The sequence below is a fragment of the Enterococcus sp. LJL90 genome (genome assembly GCF_056924355.1).
The window spans coordinates 23,324-38,352 of sequence record NZ_JBXPBQ010000006.1 but is presented as its reverse complement, the minus strand read 5'-3'; the positions used below and the strand labels follow the sequence as shown (position 1 = coordinate 38,352).

The window sequence follows — 15,029 nt, the reverse complement described above, 5'->3', positions numbered from 1 at the left end:
CTTTAGCCAAAACCTAGACTAAGAAAAAATAATTGATTGGAATAGCGAAGTTGATTTTGTTCAAGGGCCAATTGTGTCACAGGTAAATTGTCGGTAATAATGCCATCTACAGCATAACTTGCCATGCGCTGAATAGCTTTTTGATTATTCAGCGTCCAGACAAAAACAGTTTGATTCGACTGATGGGATCTATCAATCAAGGCTTGCGTCACCGTTCGATAATCAATTGCAATAAAATCGGCCGGCAAATTAGGCAGCTGGCTAATTGAAAAAGGCATAATGTAACCAACGTTTAGTTCAGGGGCTGCTTTTTTTAATTCTTTTACAATCGACAGACGCAAGCTTTGTAAAAGGCTGCTAGTTTCTTTCAACTCTGGCAAATATTCAGCTAAAAATAATTGGACCATTTCCTGGGTATCAACGGATTCTGATTTCAATTCAATTAATAATTTTTGATTAGACAAACGGGCTTGAGCTAAATAATCGGAAAAACTTGCTAATTGATCTTTTTGCTGCCCCTCTCGTAAGGGCAGCCCATCCAAGTCATTTAAATTATATTGGGGAATGCTGCCAGATATGCCAGCAAGCGGCTGCAAATCAAAATCATGATAGACGACAAATTGTCTATCCTTGGTCATCTGCACATCAATCTCAACATAATCTGGCTTGTCCAGCATTGTTTTTTCTAAAGCATTCAGCGTGTTTTGCAGACCATTTTGATTGCTGACACCCCGGTGGGAAATAATCGTCGGCTGCGGGCTCACCAATGCCACCGGTAGGCTTTGAAAATTGTAAAAACTCCCGCCAATTAAAGGAATCAGAGCAATGATTGCTGTAAAAGCTATCGAAGAAAAACGAACTGGTTGGCGAAAAATAGAATTTTCTTGTAGGGAGTTTACCAGTTTTTTTAGCAAACCTAAAAAAAAGAACTCCCAATTCAATACAAAAAAATATTGCAAGAGTGTGACTAAAAATCTGCCAGTTATAGTTGCATTTTCAAACCAGACTAGCTCGCTGATTATTTGGAAGCTCCAACAAAAAAGAAATGCTACGCACAAGATTGCAAAATATTTTAGTAAAGAGAAAAATAAGTGACTGAAAATATTTTTTTTGCCTTGAGCGGTTAGCTGCCAACTTTTTGCAAGAGCTTTTTTAAAGCCGCTTTCCTCTATAATCATTAATGGTAGAGTAAAAAGAAAACGAAAGCCTAGAAACAATAAAACCAGATAGAAGGCAATTAAGCTGCCAATAACTGGGACCCGCTGAATGGAGATAAAATCAATTAGCGTTGCAGACAATGGCAGTGTCCTTAAGATTGTCAAAAAGAAACCAGTAGCTAAGATTGGCAAGCTGATGAAAGCATAGCAAGCCAACAAAAGAAATTTACTCCAAAAATGATTCTTTAGGCTGGTTAAAGAAAACAGTAGGTGCTGTTTAGTAGTTTGAACAGTCGATTGCTTGGGCTCAGGGGATGGTAGAGTCAAATAATGGATTGCCAGACTTAACACCAATAAGAAAACAACTAATAAACTATTGAAAATTAGCCAAAAGGTAACCCAATTTGCAGGGGTTTTTAAAACAAAATTGCCGCTTATCTTTAAAAGCAAAGCCAGCAATGGTAAAATTCCGAATAAAATAATTTTTAGAAAAAGTCCGGTCTGAAATTTTTGTGGTTCAGGCCGGCTGATTTTTTTTGCATGAGGGTCCAGTGACATATGCAGCTCCTTTGAAATGAAAGTATAAAAAAACTGTGACAAAAAGCCAACTGCGCTTCTGTCACAGATATCTATTTTAGCCTAATAAACCTGAAAGCAAGTTTCCGCCATAAATTAAAGCCATGCTGTATAAGAAGATGGAAGCGGGTTTTGCTAAAAGAATAATCCAAGTGAATTTTTTAACCGAAATATTAGTCAAGCCAGCCATCAGACAAAGGGCATCATCCGGTGCAACTGGGAAGAAAATTGCCAGCGTGAATAATTTATCAAAACGGTTTTGATTATCTAACCAGCTGATGTACTTGTTGTAAGTTTTATCGCTGACTAATGACATAACAAAAGGTTTGCCATAGCGTCGTCCTAAAAGGAAAATAATTACTGAGCCGATACAAATGCCGACATAATTATAAACGAAGCCCATCCAGGGACCGAATATTAAGACACCGGCCGCCGTACTAATCCCGCCAGGAATAATCGGGATGACAACCTGTAGAATTTGAATTAGGATGAAAATGACAGGACCTAAAATCACTGAGTTGCCAACGAGGCCACGTAAGGCATTGATATCCTTAAAGACACCCAAGTGAATAAAATAAAAGGTGATGGCGATACTAAAGCCAATTCCTAAAATTGAAATTAGGTTGATGATTTTTCTCGATGTTGCAACGCTCATAACATCAGCTCCTTTTGGCTACTTTCCTAGTAAAGATCTTGTTACACTTATTATAGGGAAATAATTTTGACAGCGCCACTACAGAAAACGATTCTTAACGAACAGTTTTGTAAGTTTTCCCGTGACTGCTGAAGTATAAAATCAGTATAACGAAATTTTACGGGAAATTCACCAGACTTAAGTCTGATTTGGGTCAATCAGGGAAAACTTATGCTTTTTCTTAAAAAGGGTGTCTCCGTTTACTTTTTTTAAGAAAAGTCCTATAATAAAAAATGAATTTAGGGATGCCTAAAAAATTAAGTGAACAGCATTGAAATAAAATTTATGTAATGGAGGACTCAGGATGGGAGAAGAAGATATCACAGAAAATTCTGAGATAAAAAGTCTCGAAGAAATTAATAGTACGGTGGAAGTACCGAAGAATGCTTCCTTTTTTAAAACTCTCTTGGCCTTCAGCGGGCCGGGGGCGTTGGTGGCTGTCGGCTATATGGATCCGGGGAATTGGATTACTTCCATTTCTGGAGGCGCCTCTTATCAATATGCGCTATTAAGTGTCATTTTACTTTCCAGTTTGATTGCGATGCTGTTACAAAGTATGGCAGCCAAATTAGGGATTGTCACCGGCATGGATTTAGCCCAAGCAACTCGCCAGCACACAAGTAAGGCTGGAGGTTTTGCCTTGTGGATTATTAGTGAGCTGGCCATCATGGCAACCGATATTGCCGAAGTTATCGGTGGGGCAGTGGCCTTGCAATTATTATTTGGTTTTCCGCTTTTAATCGGGGTTTTGATTACAACCTTTGATGTGTTTCTCCTATTATTATTGACTAAGCTTGGGTTTAGAAAAGTCGAAATTGTTGTGGCCTTATTAATTTCAGTAATCTTTTTCGTTTTTGCCTATGAAGTTATTTTGGCTGATCCCAATTGGAGTCAGGTGTTGGAAGGATTTATTCCAGTTCCTGAAATTGCCACCAATCGCAGTATGTTGTTTCTGGCCTTAGGAATCGTCGGGGCTACCGTGATGCCCCATAATTTATATTTGCATTCCTCCATTTCTCAAAGTCGCAAAATTGATCGCAACGATAAAGGTGAAGTGAAAAAAGCAATTAAATTTACGATTTGGGATTCGAATATTCAATTAACGATTGCCTTTGTTGTCAACTGTCTACTGTTAGTTTTGGGTGGTGCTTTATTCTTTGGCACCAACAGTGATTTGGGTCGTTTCGTTGATTTATATGATGCTCTCAAAGATAGCTCAATTGTTGGCCCGATTGCTAGTCCTTTGTTGTCGACATTGTTTGCAGTGGCTTTACTGGCTTCTGGTCAAAATTCCACCATCACCGGTACACTCTCTGGGCAAATTGTCATGGAAGGGTTCATACATTTAAAATTGCCAATGTGGTTGCGGCGGTTAATCACTCGTTTGATTGCAATTTTCCCGGTAATTGTCTGCGTGATTTTATATGGCGGCAGCGAAAATGCAGTGGAGGATTTACTTTTATACACACAAGTCTTTTTAAGTGTTGCTCTGCCATTTTCGATTATTCCGCTGACGATTTTTACCAGCGACAAGCAGCTGATGGGACCATTCGCCAGTCGGCCCATCGTAAAATATGCTGCTTGGGTGGTCACAGTTGTTTTAACCATTTTAAATATTTTCTTGATTTATACGACGTTTGCAGGTGTCAATTAAAATTTGACCCACTATAAGACAAAATAAAAAATCCAAGCTGGCTGGTAACTTTACAACGAGGCTTTTGAAACCTCAGGTAAACTCAATCTAGTTTGGATTTTTTTCATGGATAAATGTTCAAACAAGTGACTAAGAATCCCGTTTGTTTTTATCGGCCCAACTTTTGGTAATCTCCGGCAGCACCGATGCATTCCAGCCCAATAGAACAAAAGCCCCTAACAGCAAAATAATCGTAAGAATATCTTTCATTGTCAAAAACCTCCTGACTGCTTTCCTTTATTATACAAAAAAAAAGCGGAAAAAGCTCTTGACTAAGGCTTTTTCCGCTTTATTTGATAAGGATTTTTCAAAAGGAATTTAGCTAGTTTTTCGACTAAGTTGGTCACCATAAAGCCAATCGCAATGGCGCCAGCTGTGATAATCACAATCAAAATGTTTTGCAGGCCAGCTTCATAATTTCCCTGCATAATTTGGCGCACCGCTTGATAGGCGGGACCACCGGGAACTAGCGGGACTAGGCTAGGAATATTAAAAATAATCAAAGGCATCTTATACCTGCGGGAGAGAAAGACACTGATAATCCCCACGGATAAGGCGCCTAAAAAATTTGCGCCCCCCAGACCTAAGCCCATTTCATTAGAAAAATGAAAGAGGACCCAACCAATCCCACCGGTGACACCACAGGCAAGTAAAGCCCGCCTTGGGATATTGGTAATAATTCCAAAGGCCATCGTGGCCAGACCGCTAAAGAAAAAATTTAAAAAAATTGTCATGGTTGCTCCTCTATCTAAAAAATACGTTAGCCCAATAATTTAATCACCAAATAAATACCTGTCCCAATCGCCCCTGCTGTAAAAATCGCCTCCGTTCCGCGAGCCATCCCACTGATTAAATGCCCCGCCAGAATATCACGAAAAGAATTTGTGATGGCGACACCGGGAACTAAAGGCATCAGACTACCAATCATCACGGTATCGACATCCGCAATAATTCCCAAACGGAAGCCAATAAACGACAAACTGCCAATCACTAAGGCCGCTACTAATTCGTTTAAAAAACGAATTTCCAACCAGTAAATACCATAGAGGGAGACAGTATAGCCAATGGCCCCGATTAGAAAAGCCGGAATAAAATCCGACCAAACGCCACCAAATAAAATTAAGAGCGTGCAACTAATCACCCCGGCAGCCAAAATTCGCCACCATGCAGGAAAAGTCGGTGTTTCATGATCAATTTTCTTTAATTCTTGATGGAGTGTCACCAAGTCGATTGTTCCTGCTGCAAATTCGCGGGATAGTTGATTCACCGCCACGACTTTTTCCAAATTAATCGTGCGGTCTTTAATCTGCTCCAACTGACTGTAGTTACTACTTTTTAAACTCATGAAAAGTCCCGTTGCCGTGACATAACTGGAATTTTCCGGTTCACCAGCATTTGTGGCAATCCGTTGCATCGTGTCCTCCACCCGATAAGCCTCTGACCCAGACTCAGTCATAATCCTGCCGGCTAAAAGGCAGGTCCGTAGTATTAAATTTTGCATTTGCGCCTCTGTCATGGCTTAATCCACCTTTTTAAATATGAAATTTTTGTCAAAAATGAGTGAACAAAAATCTCTTGTGCTTCCCAAGAATAGCCTGAAACCGCCGCTTCCGTCAAATCATTTTTCGCTGAAATATGAATTTTTTTAGACAGCTGTTTTTCTTAAGCTTGGTTTAAGTCCTAAATCCTAAGATAAAGCCATCAAATAAAGGAGGCGGTTTTCATGATTAAGAAATGGATTCAGATAATTTTTAACTATGACGAGTTTTTAAAAGAGGCCTCAGATGAAACCATGACAACAATTAGATAAGGTGAATAGTGGCCGCTACTTCGTTTCTAGAGGTAGCGGCTTTTTTAATGTTTTCCTCCTACATAAAGATTTCCACTTGACAAAATTTAAAAAAAAGCGAAAAATAGTCTTTGCGGAAGGTTGGCAGAGTGGTAATGCAGCGGACTCGAAATCCGCCGAACCGGCTTATACCGGTGCGCAGGTTCAAATCCTGTACCTTCCTTAAGAATAAAACGTACCTAAGTAAAAAAGAAAAAGATAAACTCTTCCGAATAAGGTGAGTTTATCTTTTTTTTGATTAATTAGCAGAAAAATTTGAGTAAAAAAAAATTCATGCACATTTGTGTGAAACTTTTACATATAGAGAAATGGAAATCTCAATTCTAATTTCATTTTAATATTGAGTATTTCGAAAAAAATTACTATAATAAATAGATAGAAATCTTGATCTATGGTTTTAATCAATGATAAATTGAGACATTATTGACAAACCGATTCTAAACTAATGAGAGCGAATCAGAATTTCAACTGGTTGATCAGTATTGTAGCTCAAAAAAATTGAATCGATTTTCCAGGTTAAAGAAAAATTGATGATGAAATTAGTTCCAGTGACAATGACTCTTTCTGTCGCATTAGTTTGCGAGATAATTAAACCAAAAATATGATAAACATACTATTCTATTGGTTGTAGGACATTCGTTGAAGCCCGAATTCTTAAATGCGTAACAGAATGGTAGTCTTTATTACGAGGAGTAATCTTCAAATTATTTTCTAGAGCCAGGGTAAATTACCAAGAGGTATGATACTAAAGCAAACTATCATGTTAAAAATTTGATTTAAATTCATTAGTAAGTCTCCAGTCTAGGTTAAATTATCAAATAATAATTTATTATTTGATAATTAATATTATAAAGGGTAAATAAATAATATGCAATGAAAGATTTTATTTTTTGAAAATATGGTCAACAAAGGGGATAATTTTGAAAATAAACGGAAAAGTTATTGCTTCAAAAAGAAAAGAATTACGGATGACACAAAAAGAGCTTGCTGATGGGATTTGTAATCAAGCTACCATAAGTGTTATTGAGAATAAAAATATGGATTTGAGTCAATATCTTGGACACGATTTAAGAGATTTTTTGGAAATTCCGAGGAGTGATTGTTTCATCGTCTCGCTCAGCCATCAAACCCAACCCGTTTGACCGCCGAGCGAAACGATGAAGGGCCTCCTTATGGAATTGTCGCCAAAAAAATAGGTGTAGTCGGCAAAAAAACTAAGCTTGTAATGCTAACTCCTCCATCCTATTGGGCGTTAAATAGTCGATACTGCTGTGAATTCGTTTACGGTTGTAAAAGCCTTCAATGTACTGGAAAATCGCTAAATGTGCTTCTTCAAAACTTTCATATATTTTTGAGGGATACACTTCCTCTTTCTTAATGGAGGCATGAAAGGATTCAATCCCAGCATTGTCGTAAGGACAGCCTTTTCGGCTAAAGGAATGCTGGATTTTTAATGCCTGAAGTTTTTCTTCATAGGCATTACTCGTATATTGCGCTCCTAAATCCGAATGCAGGATCAGGTTTCCCGATGGTTGGCTCTTGATCAATGCATGATCCAGAGTCTCCATCACAAGTTCTGTTGTCATGTGTTTACTGAACTTCCAACCAATAATTTTTTTCGAATGCAGGTCTTGAATGGTTGATAGATAAGTCCAACCGTTTTTCTTTGTCTGAATGTAAGTAATATCTGTAACCCATTTTTGGTTAAGCGCTATTGTGGTGAAGTCTTGCTTTAATAAATTTTCACGTCCTTTGGCATTCACGTTTGCTTGTTTGCCAGGTTTGTATTTTTTAAGCGTAATCGCACGCAAACCACTTGTTTTCATTAGCTTTTGGACACGTTTCAAGGAAACCTCTTCACCACGACGAATGAGCAGTTGATGAATTTTGAGTGCACCATAGATCCCCTTGTTCTCAAAATAAAGGACTGAGATTAAGCGAGTAAGACGGTTATTTTCGTTTTCTCGTTTCGAAGGTTTGCGATTCGTCCACTGATAGTGCTGGATCGGGAAATTTCCATTACTTGACACATCTGTTTTACGTTATGTTGGGGTTCATTTGATTGAATAAATTCAAAGACATCGTTGGAGGCTATTTTTGAGCGAATATGGTTAAAGCCTTTTTTAGAATGGCATTTTCCTCCTGCATGCGGGCCATTTCTTTTTTCATAGCGAGAATCTCTACTTCGTTCATGCTTGTTTTTTCATTTTTAGCATACAGTTTTATCCAGCGATAGATGGTTTGAGTAGCGATAACATATTCCTCAGACAACCGCTCAACCGATTGATCGGTCTGATAGAGCTCAACAATTGTCTTTTTAAAGGTTTCATCAAATTTTTTCTTGGCTTTTGCCATTTTGGACACGTCCTTTTCTAGTAGTTAAATTCTACCAAATCGTGTCCTTGAAATCATCCTAGCATCAAAAATGCGAGATTTTCAAAATGATAAAGACCAAAGTTATGACAGATTAGCTAATTGAAGGAGAAACCTTAAATCACGACCATGTAACAAAGATACTTGGTTTAACTCTAAGGAAATTCTCAATAAAGGAGAGCTTATAAAAATGGCAGCCTTAGGAAAATTTCTTCTTGATTTGTAGGGATGGACTTTGAAGAATCTCTTGGTATTATGAATTAATTAGATAAATTTTCAGCCTTTGTAAAAGAAAATCGAAGAAGCCCTTAAAGAACTAAAATAATTGTTTGGTATTTCCATCGTAATTATTGAAATTGAAAATGGTCAATCGTCAAAAATTTTTATTTGAAGAATTCTCCATATTATTGGCACATATAAGTGCTAAATTTCAATTTACCTTTACATTATGTCATCACGATGAAAAAAATTATAACTTTTAGGCTGATTTAATAAATGTAGAATTATTTTGATTAGAACAACTAAATTTATCGGCGGTATTAGGGATGTAGTATGTAATTCTTGCCTAAAAAAAGGAGTGGAGGTTGATTGGTTGGGAACATCTACACTAAATCCAAAAACAATTCTTCTGTCAAAACGAATCAGTCTGTTAGCTGGAACGGATGGCGGAGGGAGTCCAGAGTTTGTCATCACCGGAGCGACAGTCAAATGTCAACAGGGAGAAAAAGAAGCAACCCTACTAAAAACAAGTTTTGGTAATATGAGTATTGGGGATGCTAAAATTGCTTTAACATCAGAAGATAAAGCTATTGCAGAAGAAAATTTTGGTGTTTGCAAAAAGCTATCGAAAAAATACAAAGAAGCAATGGGGGAAGCAAAAGATATTCCCTGTGAGCCAGATTTTTTAGAGTGGAAAGAAACAGAAACGCTCACCACTCTTCAAGCAGTAGAGACGCTAACCATGAAATCTAAGCTGGGGTGTAGTCAGGATACCCCAGAATGTATTGAGATTGTGGAGAGTGGGCAAGGTAAAACATTTGTACCAAAGAAATTAGAAATGACAATGAAAGAATTCAATGAGAACTTCTCTTGGTCTACCAATTGGAATGATTGGGTAGACAAAAGGACCGGTAGACCTTCAGCAGAAGCGACAAGATGGCGAAACAATTATTTAGCAGAAACTTATAGTTCAGAAAATTTCAAGAATCCAACACTAGAACGGTTCAAAGAAATCTTAAGAACAGGTATTGATCCAGTCTCGGGGCACCAATATTCTGATGCAGAACTTGCTGGAATTAGAATCATGATGTATGCCGAAGCAGCATCACCATTTGTAGCAGCGTTCTCTACTAGTAAATTTAGTAAGAGTTCGTCAGGTTCAAGCAAAGGGGTAACAAGTTCAAGCAAAGGTTCAACAAGTGTAAACAAAGGGTCTATTTTAGATGATTTGGGAGATGTTGAAAAAAAAGCCAGTGGAGCTAATATTCCAAATAACTCAAAAAATAGTGCCCATTATCAAAAGTATAAAAATGAGTTGATGAAAGGTGATGTACTCGAAAACTCAAAACCTATAATATCTGGTTCTGATTTAAAAGACCCTAAGGTAGTTTCTGAGCTCACTAAGAATGGAAGCTCCATGTCAGACTGGGCGAAAATGGAGTCAACATATAGCTATGAAACGTCAATGGGTACAGGGAAGATTCACTATTATCAGAATTTAAAAACTGACGAAATTAGTTATTATGATGTGAAAATGAAAGTACCAATTCCTAAAGATCTTAAATTTAGGAAAGGACTTACTGATGATTTTTGGATTATAGACTTAGATAATAATTTTATACCAAAAGGGGTTAGATAATATGATTGTAAAAGTAATTTCTAACAAAGCAAATAGAGATATTACTGTTAATAAACTCTATCCAGTTCTTATAAAAAAAGAAGATGAAATTAGAATAGTTGATGATTTTGGAGGATTATCAATATATGAACTTAAAGATTTTCAGATTTACAAAGAAAATACTAGTTCGTACCTTAGAGAAATGAATTCATTAGTTTATGAGCTAGTTGATTATCCCACTTTTTTAGAAAATTATTATAATGACGACAAAAAAGCTCGAAATGATGTAGATAAGAGCAGATTAAGTATATTTAAAGAGGATTTAACTGGAGATGAGCTTATTAAACTAATTATATCAGAAGCTTATTCAAGTTATGAAAAAAATATATTTATTGAAGTGGCAGAAAATAAAATAAATAATAATTCAGCAAAAATTTTAGCTAAATATTTTCAAAATAATCAAAATATAGAATCAGAAATGCTACTGCCTATTTGTAAACTTTTATATAAATATCAAAATCAAGAAGTTTATGATTTGTTTTCAAATTTTATAAGCGATGATACAATTAATAATGATTCTATGCAAAATTTAATTATTGAATATTTCAACAATTATAACTAAAAAAGGCACTTTACTATCAGATTGGCGTCGGATAGTAAAGCCTTGACTAGTAATCAAGCACTCACTAATCAAGTTGCCAGTAGCTAAGTTTATTAAAGGTGATGGTATATAAAAAGGTAACATAAGATTGGCATTCAAATGATTAAAAGTTGGTATAAATATATAAGCTCACTAATCAATTTAGCAATAGCAAAATAGCTAAAAAAAGCTGGCTATATTTATTGCACAAAAATTCAGATAGTTTTAAATTTACAGATAAAGTATAAGATATTGGGGATATTCCTAAGAAGATTAGTGGAGCTAATGATGTTAAGAAGCTAATAAAACGGAAGAAACTGTTGAATTAACATCAGGTGTTAAATAGTTTTTGATAGCAGTGTTGCTAATGAATATAATTATGAAAAAGATAGGATATTCTGATTATCCTGAGGCTCTAAGAAACGTTATTTTGAGAGTATTCATGGATTTTTAAAACAAAATAATTAATTTTATCAATTAATCTTTATTAGAAGAATAATGTTAAAGCTCAAGTAATTCTTCGAAAGAATATTTAGCTAACTTTTTGAATAAAACATTTTTTGCTTGCTGCTCACTTGAAATAATTGCATTAACAACTAAAAACCACTGGTTAGTTCTTGAAACTGGTGATGGTCAAGTTTCAAATCTAAGTGATTTTGCGAATAAACAGGATTTTTACCAGCGGTTGCTCAAGGCAATCAGTTCTTCATAATTATTGTACTAAACCTGTTCTTTTCGCCAAACTATGCGCTTTTCTCTGCAAAATCAGCAGAGAAAGCGTTTTTTTGTGCTAAACTAAATAAGTCTTACTAGTAGTTATGGCTGAGTCAAAATCGTAAACTAGTTTCAATTTATATGACTTACCTTGAAAATCCCGAAGAATGTAAAGTTAAAAAAAATTACCATAAAAATCATCTATAAGAAAAGAGGGCAAAACATGTCAGTTGGAAATCGGATTTATCTAAAGAGAAAGCTGCCGGAAAAAAATTTAGTGGCAAGGTTTGAAAAACTGCCGGCAGCTAATGTGGCCGATTGTATGAGTCGCAGTTTTACCTTTAGTCCAGAATTAAAGTTAATGAGCTCCCCAGTGAAAAAAATGTGCGGTGTCGCATTAACGGTAAAAACCCATGCGGGAGATAATTTAATGGTCAGCCAAGCTTTGGAAATGGCGCAAGAGGGGGATGTTGTGGTCATTGCCAATGAGGGGCATCGCCAGCGGGCTATGCTGGGGGAAATTATGTACCGGTATTTGGCGGACTTTAAAAAAGTTGCCGGTATCGTTATTGACGGGCCGATTCGTGATATTGATGTGATTGCTGATGAGAAGTGTCCGATTTATGCAACCGGCACGACACCGGCCGGTCCATATAAATCAGGACCGGGAGAAATCAATACTCCAATTTCCCTTGGGCATGTTGTGGTGATGCCAGGAGATATTATTTTAGGTGATCAAGATGGTTTACTGGTAATTCCTCAGGGCGATGCGCAAAACTTGATTGAAAAGGCAGAGGAAAATGCCGCTAGTGATGCCGCAAAAGTTGCAGCAGCTAAAGCCGGAAAAATAGACCACAGTTGGCTAAAAAAAGCATTAACTGATGGTCAAGTTGAAATGATTGATGAGAGTTATCCTGGATAATCGGGACAAAATAAAAATGCGCTGAAGGTGAGCTGTCGCTGCTCAATCTTCGGCGCATTTTTTTTAGTTTAATTCTAAATATTTTTCTAGATAATCTGCCAAACCGTCTTCGCCGTTGGTTTTTTCGGTGACATCGTTGGCAACAGCCTTTACTTGGTCAGTACCATTGGCCATGGCAACGCCCCAACCGGCATAGTCTAGCATCTCTACATCATTGTGTTCATCACCAAAAGCGATGATGTCCTCTTGTTGAAAGCCTAATAAATCGGCAACGTGGGAAACTCCTTTGGCTTTTTGAATACCTTTAGCCACCACTTCTAAAATCGGATTTGGTCCGCCCCAAGTATTGACTTCTACATAATCACCGTAATCTTTGACTAACTGTTCTGAAACGCTGAGGCTGTCGGGATTGTTGACCCGCAGCAATAGAGAATTTGGATTGGTAGTCATGTTCTTTGCGGATAAAATATTTTTTTCACTGGCTTTTTCTGAGGCAAAGAAGTTGCCATCAAAATTATCTAACGTATCAATGTAGAAACTATTTTTATTTTCGGCCGCTACAAAATCTAAGTTCAGCTGTTGCTTTTGGGCTAAAATTTCAAAGGCAATGTCTCGGTTGATTAAGGTTTCCAGCTCTCCAGACCAAACCTGATGAGGCAGGTGAACGAGGGCGCCGTTAAAATTTATCATCGGTGATGTTAATTTAAGCTGGGAATAAATATGTTCGGACATCCGGTAAGGACGACCGGTAGCAATGGTTACTGTGTGACCTGCTCGTTTGGCTTTTTCTAAAACAGCCGCTGTGCGGGGGGAAACTTGTGAATCTGTATTTAAAGTTGTGCCATCAAGGTCAATCGCAATTAATTTTTTCATGAAAAACTCCTCATTTCTGAATCTATACGTTGTTCTAGTCTAGCACAGATTGGCTTGTGAAAAAAGTTATCTGCTAAAGTTTGAACAATTCAGTTTCAATAAAACACGAACATTAAAAACTTATTAAGAAGTTTTTGTATGGAAAACATTGCTATTTTTGCGGAAAGATTTTATAATCATGGCTTGTGATAGGGTAATATTTAACTTTAAGGAGGAAATCATCACATGGAAAAGTTCTTTAAATTGAAGGAGAACAAGACGACCGTTTCGCGGGAATTTGTGGCGGGTGTTACGACATTCTTTGCAATGAGCTATATTTTATTTGTTAATCCGAGCATTTTGTCGCAAACGGGGATGCCATTTCAAGCGGTCTTTTTAGCAACGATTATTGCATCAGTCATTGGAACGCTCGTTATGGGGCTGTTTGCCAATGTTCCTTATGCACAGGCACCGGGGATGGGGCTGAATGCCTTTTTCACCTACACAGTTGTTTTTGCGCTAGGTTACACCTGGCAACAGGCGTTAGCGATGGTTTTCATTTGTGGACTTATTAATATTTTTATTACAGTAACCAAGATTCGTAAATTAATCATTCATGCAATTCCTGAAAGCCTGCAACACGCAATTGGTGGTGGGATTGGGATTTTTGTTGCCTATGTGGGGATTAAAAACGCCGGCTTGCTTTCTTTTACTGTTGATTCCGCTTCTGTTGATTCCGCGACTATTTCTGGCGATTCCATCGTCAGCGCAACTGTCAATGGTGGAATTGTTCCAGCTTTGGCAAATTTCAATAATCCAGCAATTATCTTGGCGGTTATCGGTCTTGCGCTGATGGCAGTCTTAGTCGTGTTAAATGTTCGCGGCGGTATTTTAATCGGGATTGTGGCGATTACGATTTTAGGAATTTTAATGGGTGTGGTGGACTTGAGTGCCATCAACTGGACGGAAAATTCTTTAGGAAGTTCAATTTCTGAATTGGGCACAGTTTTTGGAGCAGCATTTAGTTCTGAAGGAATGGGCTCACTTTTCTCTGACGCTAGTAAATTGCCTCAGGTAATTATGACAATCATTGCCTTTAGTTTATCTGATACTTTTGATACTATCGGGACCTTTATTGGAACTGGTCGTCGGACGGGCATCTTTTCTAAAGAAGATGAAGAAGCTCTGGAAGACAGTAAAGGCTTCAAAACAAAAATGGATAAAGCCTTGTTTGCCGATGCAATTGCCACTTCAGTTGGCGCAATCTTCGGTACATCTAATACCACAACCTATGTGGAATCAGCTGCCGGAATTGGTGCCGGTGGCCGCACTGGTTTAACCTCAGTTGTTGTAGCTGCTTTATTTGCGATTGCCAGCTTCTTTTCACCGCTGATTTCAATCGTGCCGAATCAAGCGACTGCACCAGCCTTGATTATGGTTGGGGTCATGATGATGGCTTCCTTTAAAGATATTGATTGGACTGATTTAGAAGATGCAGTACCTGCTTTCTTTGCTTCAATCTTTATGGGCTTGTGTTATAGCATTTCTTACGGGATTGCGGCCGGCTTCATTTTCTATACAATCATCAAAGTTGCCAAAGGTAAATTTAATGAAGTTTCTCCAATTTTATGGGTAGTGGATTTACTATTTATCGCTAACTTTATCATCTTAGCTGTTTTATAAAACAAAATAAGGGCCTCTAGCGGGAGACTTTCCAGTCTG

The 15,029-nt window shown here is 37.4% G+C and carries 11 protein-coding genes, 1 tRNA gene and 1 pseudogene; 7 read left to right on the top strand and 6 right to left on the bottom strand.

What is annotated here, in order from left to right:
* Nucleotides 1-2: 2 nt before the first annotated feature.
* Together AC1Z3S_RS13415 and AC1Z3S_RS13410 are read right to left on the bottom strand one after the other, a co-directional pair.
* The gene (locus AC1Z3S_RS13415; protein ID WP_461740785.1) at nucleotides 3-1,715 is read right to left on the bottom strand and encodes a glycerophosphodiester phosphodiesterase family protein; all 1,713 of its coding nucleotides are present in this window, start codon (nucleotides 1,713-1,715) and stop codon (nucleotides 3-5) included.
* A gap of 76 nt (nucleotides 1,716-1,791) precedes the next feature.
* Entirely contained in the window at nucleotides 1,792-2,388 is a 597-nt protein-coding gene (locus tag AC1Z3S_RS13410) for a TVP38/TMEM64 family protein (RefSeq protein ID WP_461735720.1), read from the bottom strand.
* Between the two features lie 343 nt (nucleotides 2,389-2,731).
* Here AC1Z3S_RS13410 and AC1Z3S_RS13405 point away from each other — a divergent pair, with 343 nt between their 5' ends.
* Nucleotides 2,732-4,081, top strand: a complete 1,350-nt coding sequence (locus tag AC1Z3S_RS13405; RefSeq protein ID WP_461740784.1) for an Nramp family divalent metal transporter — start codon at nucleotides 2,732-2,734, stop codon at nucleotides 4,079-4,081.
* Nucleotides 4,082-4,392: 311 nt separating this feature from the next.
* Here the strand turns inward: AC1Z3S_RS13405 and AC1Z3S_RS13400 are convergent, their stop codons facing one another.
* The gene (locus tag AC1Z3S_RS13400) at nucleotides 4,393-4,854 is read right to left on the bottom strand and encodes a threonine/serine exporter family protein (RefSeq protein ID WP_461735722.1); all 462 of its coding nucleotides are present in this window, start codon (nucleotides 4,852-4,854) and stop codon (nucleotides 4,393-4,395) included.
* A gap of 26 nt (nucleotides 4,855-4,880) precedes the next feature.
* Nucleotides 4,881-5,636: a threonine/serine exporter family protein gene (locus AC1Z3S_RS13395; RefSeq protein ID WP_461740783.1), complete on the bottom strand. Its 756-nt coding sequence runs from the start codon at nucleotides 5,634-5,636 to the stop codon at nucleotides 4,881-4,883.
* Nucleotides 5,637-6,044: 408 nt separating this feature from the next.
* Between AC1Z3S_RS13395 and AC1Z3S_RS13390 the strand changes: the two genes are divergently transcribed.
* Both AC1Z3S_RS13390 and AC1Z3S_RS13385 read left to right on the top strand, forming a co-directional pair.
* Nucleotides 6,045-6,132, top strand: a tRNA-Ser gene (locus tag AC1Z3S_RS13390).
* 757 nt (nucleotides 6,133-6,889) lie between these two features.
* Complete coding sequence (locus AC1Z3S_RS13385; protein ID WP_461740782.1) at nucleotides 6,890-7,111, top strand: helix-turn-helix domain-containing protein; 222 nt, start codon at nucleotides 6,890-6,892, stop codon at nucleotides 7,109-7,111.
* A 72-nt stretch (nucleotides 7,112-7,183) separates the two neighbouring features.
* Here the strand turns inward: AC1Z3S_RS13385 and AC1Z3S_RS13380 are convergent.
* A pseudogene (locus tag AC1Z3S_RS13380) lies at nucleotides 7,184-8,324 on the bottom strand (IS3 family transposase).
* Between the two features lie 610 nt (nucleotides 8,325-8,934).
* Here AC1Z3S_RS13380 and AC1Z3S_RS13375 point away from each other — a divergent pair.
* From AC1Z3S_RS13375 to AC1Z3S_RS13365, 3 genes are all read left to right on the top strand, one after another.
* Nucleotides 8,935-10,200, top strand: a complete 1,266-nt coding sequence (locus AC1Z3S_RS13375) for a PAAR-like protein (protein ID WP_461740781.1) — start codon at nucleotides 8,935-8,937, stop codon at nucleotides 10,198-10,200.
* Between the two features lies 1 nt (nucleotide 10,201).
* On the top strand, nucleotides 10,202-10,801 hold the full coding sequence (locus AC1Z3S_RS13370) for a hypothetical protein (RefSeq protein WP_461740780.1): 600 nt from the start codon (nucleotides 10,202-10,204) through the stop codon (nucleotides 10,799-10,801).
* A 955-nt stretch (nucleotides 10,802-11,756) separates the two neighbouring features.
* Entirely contained in the window at nucleotides 11,757-12,455 is a 699-nt protein-coding gene (locus tag AC1Z3S_RS13365) for an RraA family protein (protein ID WP_461740779.1), read from the top strand.
* 63 nt (nucleotides 12,456-12,518) lie between these two features.
* Here the strand turns inward: AC1Z3S_RS13365 and AC1Z3S_RS13360 are convergent, their stop codons facing one another.
* Nucleotides 12,519-13,328 carry a Cof-type HAD-IIB family hydrolase gene (locus tag AC1Z3S_RS13360; RefSeq protein ID WP_461740778.1) on the bottom strand — a complete coding sequence of 270 codons (810 nt, stop codon included), beginning with the start codon at nucleotides 13,326-13,328 and terminating at the stop codon, nucleotides 12,519-12,521.
* Between the two features lie 225 nt (nucleotides 13,329-13,553).
* Here AC1Z3S_RS13360 and AC1Z3S_RS13355 point away from each other — a divergent pair, with 225 nt between their 5' ends.
* Nucleotides 13,554-14,990, top strand: coding sequence for an NCS2 family permease (locus tag AC1Z3S_RS13355; protein WP_461740777.1), 1,437 nt, complete (start codon nucleotides 13,554-13,556; stop codon nucleotides 14,988-14,990).
* Nucleotides 14,991-15,029: the final 39 nt, after the last annotated feature.

What these genes read in the sequence shown, in the direction of transcription:
- AC1Z3S_RS13415 (WP_461740785.1), bottom strand. Translation starts at nt 1,715, where the DNA reads ATGTCACTGGACCCTCATGCAAAAAAAATCAGCCGGCCTGAACCACAA.
- AC1Z3S_RS13410 (WP_461735720.1), bottom strand. Translation starts at nt 2,388, where the DNA reads ATGAGCGTTGCAACATCGAGAAAAATCATCAACCTAATTTCAATTTTA.
- AC1Z3S_RS13405 (WP_461740784.1), top strand. Translation starts at nt 2,732, where the DNA reads ATGGGAGAAGAAGATATCACAGAAAATTCTGAGATAAAAAGTCTCGAA.
- AC1Z3S_RS13400 (WP_461735722.1), bottom strand. Translation starts at nt 4,854, where the DNA reads ATGACAATTTTTTTAAATTTTTTCTTTAGCGGTCTGGCCACGATGGCC.
- AC1Z3S_RS13395 (WP_461740783.1), bottom strand. Translation starts at nt 5,636, where the DNA reads ATGACAGAGGCGCAAATGCAAAATTTAATACTACGGACCTGCCTTTTA.
- AC1Z3S_RS13370 (WP_461740780.1), top strand. Translation starts at nt 10,202, where the DNA reads ATGATTGTAAAAGTAATTTCTAACAAAGCAAATAGAGATATTACTGTT.
- AC1Z3S_RS13365 (WP_461740779.1), top strand. Translation starts at nt 11,757, where the DNA reads ATGTCAGTTGGAAATCGGATTTATCTAAAGAGAAAGCTGCCGGAAAAA.
- AC1Z3S_RS13360 (WP_461740778.1), bottom strand. Translation starts at nt 13,328, where the DNA reads ATGAAAAAATTAATTGCGATTGACCTTGATGGCACAACTTTAAATACA.
- AC1Z3S_RS13355 (WP_461740777.1), top strand. Translation starts at nt 13,554, where the DNA reads ATGGAAAAGTTCTTTAAATTGAAGGAGAACAAGACGACCGTTTCGCGG.